Origin of the sequence: Aureimonas phyllosphaerae, assembly GCF_900113065.1 — a bacterium.
Taxonomy (GTDB): Bacteria; Pseudomonadota; Alphaproteobacteria; order Rhizobiales; family Rhizobiaceae; genus Aureimonas; species Aureimonas phyllosphaerae.
Genome location: NZ_FOOA01000014.1, coordinates 1 through 17604, shown reverse-complemented (window position 1 = coordinate 17604; position 17604 = coordinate 1). Strand labels below are relative to the sequence as shown.

The window sequence follows — 17604 nt, the reverse complement described above, 5'->3', positions numbered from 1 at the left end:
ACGCGCGAACGGGCGCCAGAGACGACACGGGCCGCCTCATGGCGGCCCACCTTCCCACAGGAGACGAACAGATGACCGACAAGGTGACCGTGAAGGCTCTTCGCCCGTTCGACAACGGCGATGCGCTGAAGGACGAACTCAGCGAGCCCTTCGAGGTGACGCGGCAGCGCTACGCCGACTTGAAGGCAAACGGTCTGGTGGAAGCCGTCGGCGGTTTTTCGCGTGACGAGCACTCCGACGTCGAGGCGGCGATCTCCGCTGCTAACCAGCGCGTCTCCGCGGCGAATGAGGCTGCAGACAGGGCTGTCGCCGAGCACGAAGCGCGCGCGTTCGCAGCTGGCGAGGCTGCCGACAGGGCTATCTCCGAACACGGGACCCGCGTCACGTCCGCCGGCGCGGCTGCCGACGACGCCATCCTCGAGCACGAGGCCCGCGTCACATCCGCCAAGGCGGCGGCCGATGAGGCGATCGCTGCTCATGAGCGCCGCGTGAGCGAGGCTGCCGAAAAGGCCAGTCAGATCCCGGACCACAAGAACGGTTCCGAGCCGCCGAATAAGGCGGCCCCGAAGCCGTCCGACAAGGCGAAGTAAGCCATGACTGTCGTGGTCATCGACGAGCCGGCGCTCATCGCGACGCCGGCTGACATGCCGGGCGCTCACGCTGCGAACGACCCGCTGATGACGTTGATGATCGCGGCCGCACAAGCGCATATCGACGGCCCACCAGGCTGGCTCGGGCGGTGCTTGGGCGTGCAGACGCTCGAATGGTCTGGCTGCGACTGGCCGTGGCCGGTCGTGCTCCCGTACCCGCCGCTCATCGAGGTGCTTTCGGTGCACTTCATCAATCCGGCCGGTGTCGAGCAGACGCTTCCCGTCGCGGACCTGACCGAACTCGTCGATCTCCCAGATGTGCGCGGTCGCATGGGCGACGTTAGGATCCGGTACCGCGCGGGCTACGAAGAGCCACCCGCCAGCGCGAAGGCTGCGGTCATCCTGATGGCCATGGGTCTCGCTTCCACGACCGAGGCCAACGGCGGCCTCCGCGCCTTCACCGTCGACGGCGCCTTTTCCCGCCAGTTCAACAGCCCCGAGGTCGTCGCTCGAGTTCGCACGCAAGCAGTCGAGAACCTCCTTCAGCCGCTAAGGGTCTACGCGTGAGCGTCGCGGCCGAATATGCCGCCCTGTTCGATGTCGCCGGCCGGCGCGTCACGCTCGAACGCTACGTGGATGGCGCACCCGTGCGGGTTCCGAATGTGCGAGCCCGCGTTCAGGGTGGGAGCACCGATCCGATCGAGGTCTCGGCCGGCAACACTTCCGCCGAGCGCAAAGTTCTGATCCTCGCCGCGGACGTGCCGGAGACGTTCCGGCCGTTGCGACAGAGCGACGATGTGCTGATGGACAACCTTCGGCTGACGTTCATAGCTCGGCCCGATGATCAGACGCATCGCGACGGCGCCGTCCTGCTGGCCTACGACGGCGTGGCGGTGGGAAGCTGATGAAGCTCGCGGCGTTCAATCGGCAGGTCGCGGTCTTCACAAGCGACCTGAAGTCGCCGGCCGCGCGCTCGGCGCGCCTCGCCCAGGTGGCCGAGGAAGGGATTGCCGACATCCGCCAGTCGAACCGCGCGCTGACCGGCGCCGACCCGATGCCGCGCGTCTATGTCGATGGGCGCGAGGGCGCGCCCCTGACAAGCGTCCGGCCGGACGGCGTGATCGTCGCGAACTTCGACCCGGTGCGCGGCGCTCTGGAATGGATCGGTGAGCAGCTCGTTCTGGAAAGCCCGCGGCTCACCGGGAAGTATCAGCGCAGCCACGTCTTGGAGATCGACGGCGTCGCCTGGGACGCGATCGGTCCGATGCCGGACGGCGAGCGATACGTGTTTCGCAACACGCAGCCTTACGCCCGCAAAATCGAACCGCGCGAACGCACGATCGCGGAGCGGGCGTTCTTCGGTGATCGGCGCAAGTTCCGGAAGCACAAGAAGACCGACGTCGGCCAGTCCTACCAAGCACCGGATGGCGTCTATGCCGCCGTCGCCGCCGTGGCACAGACCCGCTTCGGCGAGGTCGCAAAGATCCTCTACACCCTGAACAACTACGACGCCGTGACGGGGTATTCCCATCCGGCCATCATCGTCTGGCCCTACTGATGGCGCACCCCGACGTCGTTACTGCTGTCACGGCTCGTCTGCGAGGCGGCTTCGACCACTGCCCGATCGTGACCGAGAACGCTTCCGCCAGCACGCCGGAAGACGGCGGTCCGTGGCTCCTTCTCGATTTCCCGTGGTCGCGCTCGCAGTGGCAGAGCGATGACGAGTTCTTGGAAGAGGGCGGCTTCCGCCTGCGGCTGCACGTCAAGGCCGGCCGCAGCACCGAAGACGCCCGCGCTTGGCTCGCGGATCTAGCGACGCTGTTCCGCGGGACGGCCTTCGGCGGCGTGCAATGCTACGCGCCGCAGTCGCCCGCCAGCGACGACCGGAACGACGCGGCCGGCTACTTCCGCCTCGAGATAACCGTTCCCTACCAGACCATCATCATCGGATAGGAGACCATCATGGTCCAGGTCGCCAACATCTCGCACATCGTCCAGCGTCTGACGGACAAGGCCGGCGAGGTCCACGAGATCCAGCCAGGCGAACACGCCAACGTCGACGTCGACCGCGACAATCCTCACGTCGAGGCAAAGGTGACCGCCCGGCTGATCGAACTGGGCGGCAATGAGCGCCAGGCGGCGAAGGCCGCGCGTGAGAAATCGCCGGTCACGGCCGGCGCCGAGAAGCCCGCCGAATAGCGGCTCGCCGCTCCCGCATCTCGCATCCCGCGAGACCCATGGCCGCCCTCTGAGGCGGCTTTTTCTTTGCCATCGTCAGAAGGAACAAGGTCATGGCGAACAACCCCTTGCCGGTCGCGCGCACGCGCATCTCGATCGGCGGCCCGACGGCCGACTACACGCAGACGGCGCTCGCGGCGGACACCTACAAGAAGATCGGAGGCGTGCGCTCGGTGCCGGGCACCGGCGACACCTACCAGTCGATCACCGTCGAAGAGGTCGAGGACGCCCGTGCGCGCTTCGCCAAGGGTACGGCCAGCGCCCAGGCGATGGACATCGTCTGCTCGCGCCGTGCGACCGACGTCGGCCAGATCGCCTGCCAGGCGGCCGCCGACAGCCTCGCGTCCTTCAATTTCAAGATCGAGGAGCCGAACGCCGACGGCACCTTCTCGGTCACGTACATCTCGGCCCTCGTGATGGGCAAGCCGCGTGGCCGCGGCGGTCCGAACGACACGCAGACGGTGACCTTCACCCTGCAGCCGAACGAGGCCCCGATCGAGGTCGTCTGATCGACCTCCTGAACTCTCTCGCGAGAGACGGGCGGGCGGCGTTGTCGGGGCGCCGTCCGTCCACCCCCGATCCCCGGCACCATCAATGAACCCGACAGGATCCTCCGATGTCCAAGCAGACCCTCTCCGCCGGTGTCGCCATCACGCTCGGCGATGAAGAATACGAGCTCAAGGCTTCGCTGAAGGCAGCGACAGCCGTTTCCAACCGCTTCGGCGGTTTCGCCAACGCTCTTGCGGCCGTCGCCGGCTCCGATCTCGCCGCCATACAGTTCGTGGTGCGTCAGGGCGTGCCGCTCCGCGATATTTCCAGCAAGGACCTCGACGAGGTAGTCTGGCTGGCCGGCACGCGCCATCTGATGGGCGACGTCATGAGCTACGTGACCCGCCTCGCCAACGGCGGCCGCGATCCGGACCTCGAAGGCGAGGAAGCCGAGAAGGCCGAAGAGGGCGCCGAGGGAAACGGCTAATCACGCCTGAAGAGGCGCTGGAATCGACCTACCGGGCGGCGATCTTCGCGCTGCCCGGCTGGTCCGACGACGCCATCGTGGATTGCGACCTTCTCAGGCTTCATGCCGCGATCAAGTCGGCGAACGACAGAATCGCGTCCGACTGGCGCCAGCGGGCCCGGATCGCTGGGCATGACGTCCCGGAGCCGGAAGACGAGACGGAACCGCAGACGGACGAGGAGTTCAATGCGCAGTTCCGGCAGACGCTGGCACGCTTCAGGCGCGCTGCCCCTGCGCCGTGAGGGACGAAGCTGTCGAGGATCTGCTTGTCGTCTAGCTCTCAGCACCCTTTGAGGCGGCCATCGACACCGTAGGCTGTTGGGTCACGAAACCCGCTTGCCTCCTTAAGGCGAACATTCGCCAAGCGCTGTTCGCACTCTTCGATGTACGCGCGAGCTGCTCTTTCCACGGCAGCTTTGGCATCTGCTGGCGCTCGGGCGGCGCGATCGAAACGGTCCATCAACACGAAGTACGCCGCCGCTCCAATTAGCACGACGCACGTCACCCCTATCAGGAAGCTTCGAGGGCTGGGCCTTTCCTGGCCTTCGCTTCGTTGCGCATGATTGGGATCGTACATCATCACCTCCAGCGTGTGGCGTTCTATCCGCCACGGCAATCGCTTGGTGTCCATAGTTCAGAATGCAGCGAGACGCTCGAAAGAGCGCCTTTTTCTTTTGGGGCCTCATGAGCAACCAGACCATCACGACTGCGACCTTCCGAGCCGAAGAGCAGGGGGTCGAGCAGACCGCTGCCGCGCTGGGAAAGCTGCAGGGTGCGGCTGGGGGCGCCGCGAAGGCGACGGACGATTTCACTCGATCGACCGATACGTCCGCGAAGAAGATCGGCACCATTGAACGTGAGGTCGATCGCCTCCAGCGTCAGCTCGCCGGCGCACCGGCCGCCTGGACGGCCTATGAGCGCGGAATGCGTGCAGCTTCGAGTGGTCTGGAAGCCGGCAAGCTCACGGTCGCGGAGTATCAGCGTTCCATCCAGCAGCTACAGCAGCAGCTTCAGCGTGTCGTTGCGCCGCAGTTGCGCATGGATGTCGATACCTCCGGCCTGGCCGAGATGCTTGGCGCCACGCAGAAGGTGTCTGCGGCCACGCGTCAGGCGACAAACGATCTCCTTCGCACCGCCCAGGCCAAGCAGCTCGCGGATGCGGAGCTGGCTCGTGGACAGGAGGCGCTTGCCCGAGAGACGGCGCGCTACTCCGCCGAGATCGAAAACCTCCGCGCCGCCTACGATCCCGCCTACGCCTCGGCCCAGAAGCTGAACAGCGAGCTGGAAGGCTTGGCTCGGCTGGAGCGGGAAGGCATCCAGATCACAGGCGGTTATGCCGCTGCGCTGGATCGGCTTGTCGATAAGTACGATGAGACCGGCCGGGCCGCACGACAGGCGCTTCAGGCGCAGGACGACTTCGTCCGCCAGGCTCGCGAAGCGCAGATGCAGGCGAACGCGGCGATGGACGCCCGCCGGTCGGCCGAGGAGGGGCAGTCTCGATACACGGCACCCGCGTCGTTAGGGGTTGCGGGGAAAGGGAGCAGCTGGCTTGCGAGCCAGCCGGACGGGCTTTCTCGATCAGCCAAGGAAATCGCGTCTGTCTTCGAGGAGGAAGCGCGCGCCGTCGCCCAGTTGCGTGCCGAGATCAACCCGCTCGGCGCCGCCTTCGAGAAGATGACGGCCCAGATTGCGACCTACGAGGACATGGCTCGTCGGCAGGTGATCACGTCCGACGAACTCGCGCTGGCGACCGGCCAAGCTCGGAAGGCTTTCGACGATACGGCAAAGGGGCTGCCTGACCTCAACGGCAAGGTGAAGCTCACCACCGAGCAGATGCGGAACCTCGGCTACCAGACCAACGATGTGGTGACGATGTATCTGAGCGGCTCCAGCCCGTTCCAGATCATGGCGACGCAAGCCGGTCAGGTCATTCAGGCTCTGCAGGATGGCCCGGGGCTGCGCGGATCGTTGACCGCTATCGGCGACATGGCGAAGGGTGCCCTCAGCTTCATCGGGCCGGGCGGTTGGGTTGTGGCCGGTCTGACGGCCGCTGCAGCTGCCGCGACCTTGTTCGGAACGCGCGCCGAAGACCGCATGGAGCGCGTGAACAAGGCTGCCGAGGGCTTCGGGAGGACGCTCGCGGACATCCGAGATAGCAATGCCGGTCTCGCGGACACCATCGAGCAGATCGCTGCATCGGCTTCTAAGCTGACGCCCGGTGACGCCGCGAACAAAATGGCCGCCGACATCAAGGCACAGCAGCGTGCCATCGAAGAAGCCCGTCAGGGTGCTGCTCAAGCCGCCCTGAGTACTGGTGGCGGCATGCGCGAACTCTTCGGCCTTGGGGGAAACCTCATGGGTCGCGACGACCTAACACAGGTCGGTTTGGCAAGTTTGACAGACGGATTTCTCCGTGGATCGAAGACCGCGAAAACGCTTCGCTCCGAACTGCTCGCCCTGCAGGCTGCGGGGAGGGTGCCGAACTACCTCAAGGAAGCGGTCGACGGCGTACTCGCCTTTGCGAACGCGGCGGTCGAGGCCGGCGGCAACATCGAAGGGTTCGAGAAGGCCCTCCGCCGCATGAAGGTCGAGGCGTCCCAGTTGCGGATGGACAAGGCCTTCGACGGTCTGGGAGCGATGCTGCCAGACGTCAGCGAAGTGCAGAGGGTCGAGCGCGCCTATCTCGCAGCGCTGGCGAGCATTAACCAGTCCATCGGTTCTGATAAGGCCCTTGATCGCGACGGCTTGCGGGAGACCGCGCGGCGTCAGCGTGACCAGGCGCTGGCCGAACTGTCCCGGCCCGCGAAGGAATCGCTCAAGGCGGTCCAAGACAGCCTGAGCAATCTCGATCTTTCGCCGCTCCAGCGGCAGATCGCCGAGACGACGCAGGAGTACGATCGTCGGATCGAAGCCTACAAGCGTTCGACGAACGACGCTGCCGGACTGGCGGACCTCCTGAAGGAGAAGGAGGCGGCGCTCGGCATCGTCCGCACTGAAGCCAGTCGTGCGGAAGAAGCTCGTCAGGCCGCCTACAAGCTCCAGCTTGCTTCGATCAACGACGTGACGGCTGCGCAGCGCGCGGCGACCGCTGGCCAGCAGGCTTACAACGAGGCGGTCGCAGCAGGGCAGACAGAAGCCTATGCTCGCGACCGGCAAGCCGAAGCCGCCACTCTGTCCATGGCCGAGGCGCGCCAGCAGCTTTCCGAGGCCGGTCGCCAGCAGACCGAAGCAACGCAGCGGCAGATCGAACAGGCGCAGCTGGAATACGACCTTGTCGGCAGGTCCGCAGGCGAGGTCGCGCGTCTGCGCACCGAGTTCGACCTCCTCGCCCAGGCGAAAGATGCCGCTCGCGCAGCTGGCTTCGATGAGGCGCAGGTCCAGCTGACGGACGAGATGCGCCGTCAGGCGGCCGAGGTCGGCCGCCTGACGGAGGCAACGCAGCGTTTGAACTTTGAGCGCGATCTCCTGTTCGATCGTCAGCAGGCCACGCGCTCGCCCGAAGATCAGCAGATCGCCGAGCAGCTCCGCGCGATCGGCGTGGATTTCGAAAGTGCGCAGGGACGGGCTGACGCGGCGCAACTGCGCCTGAACAAGCGTCTGCATGAGACGAACGACGCGCTCTACGAGATGCGCGACGCTGGCAAGGCTGCCATCCTCGAACTCATCGATTCCATCGGCTCGGGCGAAGACGCGCTCGGCGCCTTCGCGAACGCCTTTGCCGGTCTCGGCCGGCAGATGGCTGCCTCCGGCCTCGACAAGATCATGGACGCGCTTCTCGGCGGTTCGACCGCCGGCGGGCGGACGGCTGCAAACGACAACCGGTCCGGAGGCGGGATCGTCGGAGCCATTGTCGCGGCAGTGACCGGCAACGTCCCTATTCCGACGTCACGCCCTTCCAACTCGAACATCCCGGTTCCGACCCCGAGCCCCGGCTACCAATCGCCGTCCTACCCCTATGCCGACAAGTATTCGGTGCCGGCACTCACCAAGGCGACGGCGAGCCTGGATGCGGCGGCCAAGGCGATCCGGACGATCGAGAGCGGATCGGCCGCGGGAAACTACAGTGCGCTGGGACCCATCACCCGGACCGGTGACCGCGCCTACGGCGCCTATCAGGTGATGGGCGCGAACATCCCGCAGTGGTCGAAGCAGGCCATCGGCCGTGTCGTCTCCAACGTCGAGTTCCTCGGCAGCAAGGAAATTCAGGACGCGGTGTTCAAGAGCCGCTTCGGGGACAACTACGCTGCCAAGTACGGCCTGGTCGGCGCTTCGCAGGCGTGGTTCGCCGGTGAAGGCGGGATGCGGAACCTCGGCGCAAAGGACGTCGTCGGGACCTCCGTCAGTGCCTACGGGTCGAAGTTCAGCTCGCTGCTGGATAAGCACAGCGGCACGGACACCAACGATCAGAAGATCGTCGCCAAGGGCGTGAGCCAGGGCTTGGAGGACTACCAACGCAAGCTGGGCCCGGAGAGCTATGCCGCCGGCCGTTTCGATCCCGGTGGAGCGTCTTCCGCGACGGGTGGCCTTTTCGGTCCCCGCGGGCAGGCGGGCATGCAGGTGCTGGGCGCAGGGCTCGGCGCTTTTGGCGCGGGCTACCAGTCCGGCTCGCCCGTCTCTGGCGGCATCACGGGCGCGCTCGGAGGCTACCAGGCAGGCGGCGCAATCTCGACCGCTCTCAACATCGGCCCGATGGCAGGCGGCGTCCTCGGGGTCGTCGGCGGTGCCGCGCTCGGCATCCTCGGTGGCATTCTTGGCGCCCGCAAGCAGCGCGAGCAGGCACATCGGGACAAGGCTGCCAAGTGGGAAGAGCTGCGGCCGCAGTACGAGGCGTTCGACAAGTCGCTGTCCGGGGATGGCAACGGCCAGTTGCGGCAGTGGATCACTGCTCAAGAGGGGCAGTTCGCCGAGTTCCGAAAGGTCGGGGGCGACGCTTGGAAGTACGGGCAGGGTAACTCGTCGGCGCAGTTCGCTTCGACCGGGACCAAGATGTGGACCCGGTTCATGGAGATGCAGAAGGAATACCGCGAGGGCGTTCCCGACCTCATGGAGGATCTGACCTCCGGGGAGGGTTACGAGGGCGCCTTTGCAAAGGGCCGTGCGGCCACGAAGGAGCTAAAACAGCGCATCAAGGACATGATCGACGACGTGTCGATCGCGTTCGGATCCGACGACATCGGCGTCGGTGTGAATGGTGCTTGGACCGAGGCGTCCAAGGCCATGGAGGAAACGCGGAACAAGGCGATAGCTGAGGCGAAGACGGCCGCCGGCGAATACGCCCTGTCGCTGCTCTACACCGCCTCGACCACTTCCGATGTCGAGAAGAGCTTGGACGGATTCCGTGGCACGGCCGCCGGGCTTCAGAAGGTGCTCACCGATCTCGGCTGGACGGCCGAGGCGGCAGCGACCGACATCGACGACCGGCTGAAGCAGGCGATCGCCAAGATGGGCGAGACATTCACGGACGGCTTCCAGGCTCAGATCAACGATCTGTCGGGCCTCAGCTACCTCAACGACGCGAAGGACCTCCTGAAAGCCCGCGACACCGCGATGAACGACGCCAAGCTGCTCGGCGTCGATCCGGAGATCGTGTCCCGCTGGTTCAAGCTGGCAAGCCAGGATCTCGTCGACGGCTCTGAGCTCGTAGGCTCGGCCTTCGACGACCTGATCAAGGCCTTCCCGGAACTCTCCGGCGTCGTCCACGCCTTCACCGGTGCCACGCGCACGCAAGCTGAAGCTGCTCGCGCTGCCCAGCAGGCGTACTCGACCGCCTACGAGGCTGCGCGATCGCAGATCCAGAGCGTCTACCAGACCGTCCTCAGCTTCCGTGACGGCCTGCGATCCTACCAGGACCAGCTGAAGGTCAGCGACAGCTCGACCCTCAGTCAGGCGGATCAGGTGCGCGAGGCGCAGCGGATCTACGACGAGACGCTTGCAAAGGCGAACGCCGGCGATAAGGAGGCCATGAACGGGCTCACCGGCGCCGCCGGCGACCTCCTGTCAAAGGCGAAGGACTATTTCAAGTCGAGCCCGAAATACGTCGCCATCTTCGAGAGCGTCAGCGCGTCGCTGAAGGCGGCCGAGGGCAAGGCGACCGGTCAGTTGTCGGCCATGGAGCGCTCGGCGTCCTGGCTCAAGGACATCGCCGGCTCGAACCTCGACATCGCCAAGGCGGTCGCCGACCTCGGCGCATCGCTGAAGAACCTCAACGGCAGCCGCCAGTGGGGCGCGATGGCCGACCAGAACAAGGCGATCTGGAAGGACCTGCAGTCGCAGGGCATCGACTACACCGGCAACTTCGGCGGCGGGCAGTTCCTCGACTGGGTGAAGACGCAGCTGCCATCGCAGCAGGCGGTCATCAACGCGATCATCGCCAAGTGGAGCACCGTCTACGCGCCGAAGGCTGCCATGCGCTTCGGCGGGATCGTCGGCGCCTACGCGGGCGGCGGTGTCGTCGGCAACGGCATCTGGGACCGCGACAGCGTGCTCGCGCGCTATGCCGGCGGCGGCGAAATCGCCTTGGCTGGCGGCGAGGGCGTCATCAACGCCCCGGCGATGAACAAGCCGGGCGTCGCCTCGATGGTGGCGCGTCTCAACCGCGGCGTCCCGGATCCCTATCCGCGCACCGAGATGCTGCGCCGGCAGGCGGCCAACGTGAACGCCGAAGGGTCGTTCGCGTCTCGAGGTGACATGCGCGAGGTGACGGCACGCCTTGACCGGATCGTCGACACGCTGTCGGAAGGCTTCGGCGGCTCGATCGAGGCGACCAACCGGCTGTCGAGCAACGCGCAGCAGTCGGCCTATGCCGCCCGCCGCGCGGCGATCAAGGCAGGGAAGGCCGCATGATCATCCTCGTCGAGATCGACGCCGTCGACGAGGTGTCGGGCGAGGCGATGACGCTGCGCTTCGGATCGAAGCCCTACGTCACCAAGCCGACCGACACGCCGGCCAATGCGGTGTTCCGCTCGCGGCTTAAGGATCCGGGCAACTACGAGCGTCACCTGTTCGGCGAAGGCCGGACCTATGGCGCCAGCGAAGTGGGCGTCGGTGAGGTAGTCCTCACCAACGCCGACGGCCGCCTCGACGTCTTCGACCGCCTCGCACTCGACGGCCGCGAGATCCGCATCTGGTCGGTGAAGCGGTCGAACAGCCCGTGGGCCTCGCGCGAGACGGTGCTGATCGGCACGATGGATCAGGCGAGCTTTACCGGCCGCGAGGTTCAGGTGCGGCTGATGGACCGGCTTGAGCTCCTCCGCGAGGCGATCCAGCCGCTCGCTTACCTCGGCACCACGACCAGCGGCGGGATGATGGTCGCCGAAGGCAACGTCGACCTGAAGGACGTGAAGAAGCCGATGCTGTTCGGCCGGGCGTTGTCGATCTCGCCCGTTCTCGTCGACCAGTTCGACAACGTCTACCAGGTCGCGAGCAACGCGTTGGCCGTGATCGAGAACGTGCGCGACGGCGGCGTGAAGCTGCAGTTCAAGCAGGACTATCCGACGCTTGCCGCGTTGAAGGCCGCGAGCATGGTCGGCGGCCAGTACGCGACCTGCCTTGCGCTCGGTCTTCTGCGCACCTACTCGCGCCCCGACGGCACGCTGACGGTGGATGCGGCCGAGGGCGCAACGATCGCCGATCGCTCGGCCGCCAGAATCGCCCGGCGCATGCTCGGCACACTGGCGCCGGTGAACCCTGCGACCTTCGACGCGCTTCACACAGCGAACCCGGCCGAGTGCGGCCTGTGGATCGCGCAGGGCGAGACGACGGTGCTTGCGGCCGCGACGACGATCCTTGGCTCGGTCGGCGGCTGGCTGCTGCCGGACCGCTTCGGTAAGTTCTCGACCGGGCGCCTGGAACTGCCGGCCGGCACGCCGACGGCGGCTCTGACGCGGAATCGGATCATCGATCGGGGCGAGGGCTTCGCGCGTCTGCCGACCAACGATCCGGGCGAAGGGATGGCGGCGAAGAGCCTGACCGTCCGCTACGGCCGTGCCTACACGACGTTCTCGGAAAGCGACCTGAAGGAGGTCGCGAGCGATGACGCGTTCCGCACTTTCGCGAAGGAGGAGTGGCGGCAAGTCAAGGTCGAGGCCTCGGAGACGGCCGCGCTGCACCCCCGCGCGATCGAGATGCTGTTCGAGACGTGCCTCGTTTCGGAGACCGACGCGCGCGCCGAGGCGAACCGGCTGCTCGCGATCTACCGCGCAACGCGCCGCCGCTTTCAGATCGTCCAGGCCAGCCCGACCGTCGCCGGCGTCGAGCCCGGCGACTGCGTGACGCTTCAGGTCAACCGCTACGGCCTTAACGACGGTCGCCTGATGCGCGTCCTCGGCATCGCTCCGACCTACGGCACCAACCTCACCACGCTGGACGTCTGGGCATGAACGATCCCCGCATCCTGAAGCTGTTCTACGACAATAAGTCGGACCCGGCCTATGCCGGTCGATTCGGCCAGATCCCCGGCGCCACCCTGTCGGGCGGGTCATGGGTCATCCCGCTCGCCAACCTGCAGGATCCCGAGCTCGGCCTGATCGCTCGCACCGCCTCGGCTGACGCGGACGACGCGCGCTTCACGATCGCCTTCACGAGCCTCGCGAAGCTGTCCGCCTTCTTCCTCTGCAACACCAACCTCAGCGTGAACGCCCGGATCCGGCTGGTCGGCTACTACGACGCAGCCCGGACGGAGCTGTCCTTCGATCTGACCTTCGACGCCTATCCTGGCATCGGCTTCACCGAGGAGCTGGAATGGGAGGACGAAAACTCCTGGGACGGCAAGCCGCTCAGCAAGGACCTTGAGGGCCTGACACAGAACGCCTGGACGGTGTTCCCGGACGACGTTCGTGCGTCGGTGCTCGACGTCCAGATCCTCGACGAGAGCAACCCGGACGGTTTCATCGATCTCGGACGTCTTCTGTGCATGTCGGGCTGGCAGCCGGCGCGCAACCCGCTGCTCGGCAGCTCGCTCGGGATCGAGACCGACACGACAGCCGAAAAGTCCATGTCCGGCGCCGAGAGCTTCGATCGTCGCGAGCCGTTCCGGGTCTACCAGCTGAACTATGGCTACCTGCCCGAACAGGAGACGCTGGATCGCGGCCTCGAGATGGCCCGCCGCATCGGTATCGATGGCGAGGTCTTCGTCGTCAACGACAGCCGATCGGTGAACCTGCACCGCCTCAGCTTCCTCGCTCGCCTCCGCCAGCCGCCGGCGTGGGAGCGCTCCGCGCCCCGCATGGCGAACATCGCATTCCAGTTGAAGGAACGTCTTCCATGAGCCTCACCACCGACCAGGAAGACGCGGCCGGGCGGCTCGATCTCGTCAACGACAGCCCGTTCGACGAGATCAACAACCCCTACGGCCTCTCGCGTGGCGGCAACAGCCGCGGCGTCTTCGTGCGAGCGCTCCGGGACTTCGTGACGCTCGTCCGCGCGGCAGTCGGCTTCGCGGACACCGCGACGACGCAGGCTTCGAGCGCCAGTGCCAGCGCGAACGCTGCGGCCGGCAGCGCCACGCAGGCGGCGGCCAGCGCGGAGCGGTTCCAGGGGACGTCAACCTCCAACGTGACGCCGGGGCTCGGCAGCCGCACCTTCTTCACGCAGACGAACAAGGCCTTCACGATCGGCACCAACCTGCTGATCCAGTCGCGCGGGCAGATCGCCTCTTGGATGTTCGGCAAGGCCACCGCCTACAATTCGGCGACCGGCTCGCTGACGGTCTCGGTCGAGGCGGTCGGCGCGGCGACGGCGCGCACCGACTGGGACATCCTCGTCACGGGTGCCCGCGGCATCGTCGGGCCTGACAGTTGGGCGTCGCCGGTCGCTTGGGATACCGGGGTGACCTACTCAGCCGTGCCGCCGCGGTCGACCGTCACCTACGACGGCGAGACCTACGTCGCGACGGTGACGCACACGTCGGGGGCGACCTTCAACGCGGCGAACTGGATCAAGATCGCGGCGCGGGGCACCCAGCTGACGAAGGCGACAGGCACCGATCTGCGCGCGCTGACGGACGATGCCGTCTACCTGACGCCGAAGGTCATGGCCGACGCCATGAAATTCTTCAACACGGGCGCCGGCACGACGATTACCCCGGACTTCGGCGAGGCCTTCAACCGGGTCTACGTGATGTCGCTGAACGGAACGCTCGGGCAGCCCCTCAACATGAAGGACGGCGAGCCGATCGTCCTCTACTTCCTGCAGGATGCGACCGGCGGCCGGACGCTCTCGTTCAACGCGACCTACCACAAGTTCGCTGGCGGCATCGTGCCGACGCTCTCGACGGCGCCGAGCGCCGTCGACCGCCTGTCGGGCATCTGCCGTCAGCGTGGCGGCGGGCTCGTCGTCGAATGGGGCTCGCTCGAGCGGGACCTGAAGTAATGCTGCCGTTCTCCAACCTACTCGGGACGATCCCGATCAACACGGCCGACGGCGGCCACATCGTCTACGAGACGCCCGGCACGTACCAGTGGATATGTCCGGCGGGCGTCTTCACGGTCGCACTGCTGGCCGTGGCCGGTGGCGCCGCGTACCTCGCTTCGCAGAGCGGCGGGGGCGGCGGCGAGCTTCGCTGGAAGAACCGCGTCCGCGTCGAGCCGGGGCAGGCCTATGATGTCGTCGTCGGCGCGGCTGGCGGCGTCACCAGCTTCTCATTCGCCGGACAGACGTTGCTCCTGGCTAATCCGGGCGTTGGGACCGTCGGCGGATCGGGCGGTATCGGCGACGGCGGGGGCAACGGCGGCACAGGCGGGCCGACCAACGCAGGCGGTCAGGGTGGCGGCGGCGCTGGTGGTTACAGCGGGCCGGGTGGCAACGGCGGCAGCACGAGCGTGGCGGCTACTGCCGGTCAAGGCGGCGGCGGTGGTGGCGCCGGCGGGGCATCCGGTTCCGGTTCGTCTGGCGGCGGCGGTGTCGGCAAATGGGGTGAGGGGCCAAGCGGGGCGGCCGGACCAAGCGGAACGGCAGGCAATCCTGGTATCGGCGGTTCCTACGGACAGAGCGGTCAGCAGCTTTCGACAGGTGGAAGCACGACAGACCAGGGCGGTTTCTACGGCGGCGGCGGTGCGCGTCATGGTCGCGGCGGCAAGGGCGTACTTCGCATCGTCTGGGGCAAGGGGCAGGACAACGGCGGGCGCGCGTTTCCGTCGAGCCTCGTCGACAGCGCCGAGGGCCATCAGGGCAACGCGACCGCGCTCTATTCGCTCTCCGACGCAAGCGGCAACACGGGCACGTCGGAATCCAACATCCCCGCGCTCTACGACGGCGACCGGTCGCAGACAGGAACGCCTGCACTCGTCTCGACGGCTGCGCTTCCGGTCGTCCGCATCCGCTTCCCGGAAGGCGAACGCGCCTTCTTCGGCTTCGTCTTTCAGAGCAACGTGCAGACGACCTGGAGCTATCGCATCCGCAAGGATGGCGTCTGGGGTAGCTGGCTGGGAACGGTCAATACGAGCGGCGACACCATTCGGAGCAACGCCTTCAAAGGCGATGCGATCGAGTTCCGACGCGACAACTACAGTGCCTTCAACATGTACGAATTCGCGCCGTTCTACAGGGATTGACCATGGCACAGGCTCAGAAGATCGACGGCGAATGGCGCAGCGTCTCGGGAGGCCCGGTTCGCTCGAGCGTCGATGGCGAGGAGGTCGTCGCCTCGTTCGAGACCATCATGCTGTGGTCCGAGGACGAGCGGGAGGCGTTCGGCGTATTCCCGGTGGGCGACGGCGATCCGGTGCCGGCGGGCAAACGGGTCGTGTCCTCGCGCATCGTCGACCGGAACGGCCGTCCGGTCTGGCTCAGCTTGTTCGAGGACGAGCCGGCCGAGGACGTCGGCGCCGCGATCGAGGCGGAGAAGGTGCGCCGGATCGAGGCGGGGTTCCCGTTCCTCGGCAAGGTCATCCAGAGCCGCGCGGAGGACCGCGAGAACATCGCCGGCGCAAAGTCTGCTGCGCAGGACGCCAAGCTCCTCGGCGCCGAGACAGGCGAGCTCTCTTGGCAAAAGCGGCTCGACGCTACGAAGGGCGCGGAGGTCTTCGCGTGGATCACGCTCGACAACTCCCTGCTGCCGCTCGATGCCGACGCGATGATCGCAATGGGCTACGCAGCCATGTTGCACAAGCAGCGGCTGATCTTCGTCGCGAAAAGCATCAAGGATCGCATCGCCGCGGGGGAGGCAATCGCCGACGTCACGGCCGACGCGCTCTGGGGGTGAGCCATGGCGGGCGAGCGATACAAGCGCATCGCGCAGCCCGGCGACTGCAAGCCGGGCCTGCAAACGGGCGACCATGACGGCTGGCTGCTGCTCGACGGGCGCACCATCACCCGGAAGGCCTATCCGCAGTTCTTCGCCAAGCTGAAGATCGTCGGCGACGAGGCGGCGCTGCCGGACTCTCGCGATCGGCTCCTGATGGGCGCCGGCGGCAAGCTCAAGGTCGGTGAGCGGAGCGGCTCATCAACGCTGACGCTGACGGCCGACCAGCTGCCGGCGCACAAGCATGCGATCGACAAGGTGGCGACGGCCGCCACAGCGTCGCAGAAGGCGATCCTGACGGGCGTCGGCCTTGGAGACGTGACAAAGCCGCCGACGACGTCCGTCGTCGCTGGCGAGGCTCAGACGGGCGCGACAGGGGCGGGGAAAGCGATCGATCTTCCGACCCCGCCGCACCTGGCGCTTGCCCTCTTCGTCTTCACCGGCCAAGGCGGCTGATGGGCGCCTACACCGACGCGCCGATTGTCTTCGAGCGGCTGGATGGCATCCGGTATCGCCAGCACGGCCGCACGAGCTGGGAGCTCGGACACAAGGGATCCGATCACTGGGAGTATGTCGAGGACGGCACGGTCTTCGACGTCTCGATTCCGTGGGCGCTGCGCTGGATCTTCGACCCGCACGAACCGCGATACCTGAAGGCGGCAGCGCTCCACGACGAGCTGCTGCGCCGAGGCTTTGACCGCGTGACAGCGGCCGGGGCGTTCAACGAGGCGCTGAAGGCGGACGGCGTGTCGCGTGCCCGCCGCTTCGCAATGACCGCGGCGACCGCCTTCTACCGGTGGGCCTGACGCTCACATGTCGTCGAGCGCTTCGCGCAGGTCCGCCAGTTCTTGCAGCACGCCTGTCGGCAGATTGCGCTGACGGGCGAGCGCCTCCGCCTTCTGGAGCTTCGCCATGACTTCGTAGCGGTTCGGCATTTCGGCGATCAGAACGGAGATGACGAGGCGCAGCCCATCGATCCGCTCACCGAGTTCGTCGATCTCTTCCTGCATCGTCCGATCCTCCTGATCGGCAGCTTATCCCAACGTTCCCGGCGCCCGTGAGGCGCCTTTTTCATGAGGTGGACTATGGCGAACTTCACGCGCCGCGATGCCGGCCGGCGGGCTTCTGACAACGGACGGTACAACGGCCCTATGACGGCGGCCTACATCGGGAAGGGGATTGTCACCCCTGGCGCGGGTGGCGGGGTGGTGCCGGTAGCTTTCTTCGTCACCAGGACGAAGGACGGATCGATTGGTCAGACCTACAGTGCTGATCCGGGGCCTGGTGGGTCCATCCAGTGGGCTCGCCGTACGCTCGGTTCGACCGGTACAACCACCGACATCGTCGGCGCCACCGGAAACTCCTACGTGGCAACGCAGGCCGACTACTTCTGCACGATCGTTGCCAAGAGGATCGTCGGTGGCGTTGTGGTCGGCACCGCTGCGGCCGATACGATCGTCCTCAAGGCTCCCACTTCCTACGAGAACTTCGACAGCGCTACGGGCTTCGCTGCCGGCGGTGCG

The 17604-nt window shown here is 66.6% G+C and carries 18 protein-coding genes; 17 read left to right on the top strand and 1 reads right to left on the bottom strand.

The genetic code is table 11. The features are described 5' to 3' along the window. The first annotated feature begins 71 nt into the window (after nucleotides 1-71). The 16 genes from BM175_RS15670 (at nucleotide 72) to BM175_RS15590 (ending at nucleotide 16887) form a co-directional block, all read left to right on the top strand. The gene (locus BM175_RS15670) at nucleotides 72-590 is read left to right on the top strand and encodes a hypothetical protein (protein ID WP_090964633.1); all 519 of its coding nucleotides are present in this window, start codon (nucleotides 72-74) and stop codon (nucleotides 588-590) included. Nucleotides 591-602: 12 nt separating this feature from the next. Then, nucleotides 603-1157 carry a hypothetical protein gene (locus BM175_RS15665; RefSeq protein ID WP_139224662.1) on the top strand — a complete coding sequence of 185 codons (555 nt, stop codon included), beginning with the start codon at nucleotides 603-605 and terminating at the stop codon, nucleotides 1155-1157. Beyond that, nucleotides 1154-1495, top strand: coding sequence for a hypothetical protein (locus BM175_RS15660; RefSeq protein WP_090964630.1), 342 nt, complete (start codon nucleotides 1154-1156; stop codon nucleotides 1493-1495). Before BM175_RS15665 ends, BM175_RS15660 begins: the two co-directional genes overlap by 4 nt. After that, on the top strand, nucleotides 1495-2148 hold the full coding sequence (locus tag BM175_RS15655; protein ID WP_090964628.1) for a hypothetical protein: 654 nt from the start codon (nucleotides 1495-1497) through the stop codon (nucleotides 2146-2148). Before BM175_RS15660 ends, BM175_RS15655 begins: the two co-directional genes overlap by 1 nt. Continuing rightward, nucleotides 2148-2543 carry a phage tail terminator-like protein gene (locus BM175_RS15650; RefSeq protein ID WP_090964626.1) on the top strand — a complete coding sequence of 132 codons (396 nt, stop codon included), beginning with the start codon at nucleotides 2148-2150 and terminating at the stop codon, nucleotides 2541-2543. Before BM175_RS15655 ends, BM175_RS15650 begins: the two co-directional genes overlap by 1 nt. A 9-nt stretch (nucleotides 2544-2552) precedes the next feature. Further along, the gene (locus tag BM175_RS15645) at nucleotides 2553-2789 is read left to right on the top strand and encodes a hypothetical protein (RefSeq protein ID WP_090964624.1); all 237 of its coding nucleotides are present in this window, start codon (nucleotides 2553-2555) and stop codon (nucleotides 2787-2789) included. Nucleotides 2790-2881: 92 nt separating this feature from the next. Then, nucleotides 2882-3337, top strand: coding sequence for a hypothetical protein (locus BM175_RS15640; RefSeq protein WP_090964622.1), 456 nt, complete (start codon nucleotides 2882-2884; stop codon nucleotides 3335-3337). A gap of 107 nt (nucleotides 3338-3444) precedes the next feature. After that, on the top strand, nucleotides 3445-3804 hold the full coding sequence (locus tag BM175_RS15635) for a hypothetical protein (protein WP_090964620.1): 360 nt from the start codon (nucleotides 3445-3447) through the stop codon (nucleotides 3802-3804). A 723-nt stretch (nucleotides 3805-4527) separates the two neighbouring features. Then, nucleotides 4528-10686 (top strand): phage tail length tape measure family protein, encoded by a 6159-nt coding sequence (locus BM175_RS15625; protein ID WP_139224661.1) that lies wholly within the window; start codon nucleotides 4528-4530, stop codon nucleotides 10684-10686. Continuing rightward, the gene (locus tag BM175_RS15620; protein WP_090964614.1) at nucleotides 10683-12221 is read left to right on the top strand and encodes a hypothetical protein; all 1539 of its coding nucleotides are present in this window, start codon (nucleotides 10683-10685) and stop codon (nucleotides 12219-12221) included. Before BM175_RS15625 ends, BM175_RS15620 begins: the two co-directional genes overlap by 4 nt. Continuing rightward, nucleotides 12218-13108 carry a hypothetical protein gene (locus BM175_RS15615; protein ID WP_090964612.1) on the top strand — a complete coding sequence of 297 codons (891 nt, stop codon included), beginning with the start codon at nucleotides 12218-12220 and terminating at the stop codon, nucleotides 13106-13108. Before BM175_RS15620 ends, BM175_RS15615 begins: the two co-directional genes overlap by 4 nt. Next, nucleotides 13105-14211 carry a hypothetical protein gene (locus BM175_RS15610; protein WP_090964610.1) on the top strand — a complete coding sequence of 369 codons (1107 nt, stop codon included), beginning with the start codon at nucleotides 13105-13107 and terminating at the stop codon, nucleotides 14209-14211. Before BM175_RS15615 ends, BM175_RS15610 begins: the two co-directional genes overlap by 4 nt. Next, on the top strand, nucleotides 14211-15392 hold the full coding sequence (locus BM175_RS15605; RefSeq protein ID WP_090964608.1) for a hypothetical protein: 1182 nt from the start codon (nucleotides 14211-14213) through the stop codon (nucleotides 15390-15392). Before BM175_RS15610 ends, BM175_RS15605 begins: the two co-directional genes overlap by 1 nt. Before the next feature lie 2 nt (nucleotides 15393-15394). Beyond that, nucleotides 15395-16042, top strand: coding sequence for a DUF4376 domain-containing protein (locus BM175_RS15600; RefSeq protein ID WP_090964606.1), 648 nt, complete (start codon nucleotides 15395-15397; stop codon nucleotides 16040-16042). A gap of 3 nt (nucleotides 16043-16045) precedes the next feature. Next, entirely contained in the window at nucleotides 16046-16537 is a 492-nt protein-coding gene (locus tag BM175_RS15595; RefSeq protein WP_090964605.1) for a hypothetical protein, read from the top strand. Next, nucleotides 16537-16887 (top strand): DUF1353 domain-containing protein, encoded by a 351-nt coding sequence (locus tag BM175_RS15590; protein ID WP_090964603.1) that lies wholly within the window; start codon nucleotides 16537-16539, stop codon nucleotides 16885-16887. Before BM175_RS15595 ends, BM175_RS15590 begins: the two co-directional genes overlap by 1 nt. A 3-nt stretch (nucleotides 16888-16890) precedes the next feature. On the opposite strand, the gene BM175_RS15585 is transcribed toward BM175_RS15590, so the two are convergent. Further along, nucleotides 16891-17091: a hypothetical protein gene (locus tag BM175_RS15585; RefSeq protein WP_090964601.1), complete on the bottom strand. Its 201-nt coding sequence runs from the start codon at nucleotides 17089-17091 to the stop codon at nucleotides 16891-16893. Between the two features lie 75 nt (nucleotides 17092-17166). On the opposite strand from BM175_RS15585, the gene BM175_RS15580 reads away from it, so the two are divergent. Then, on the top strand, nucleotides 17167-17604 hold a 438-nt coding region (locus BM175_RS15580), incomplete at its 3' end, for a hypothetical protein (protein ID WP_139224660.1).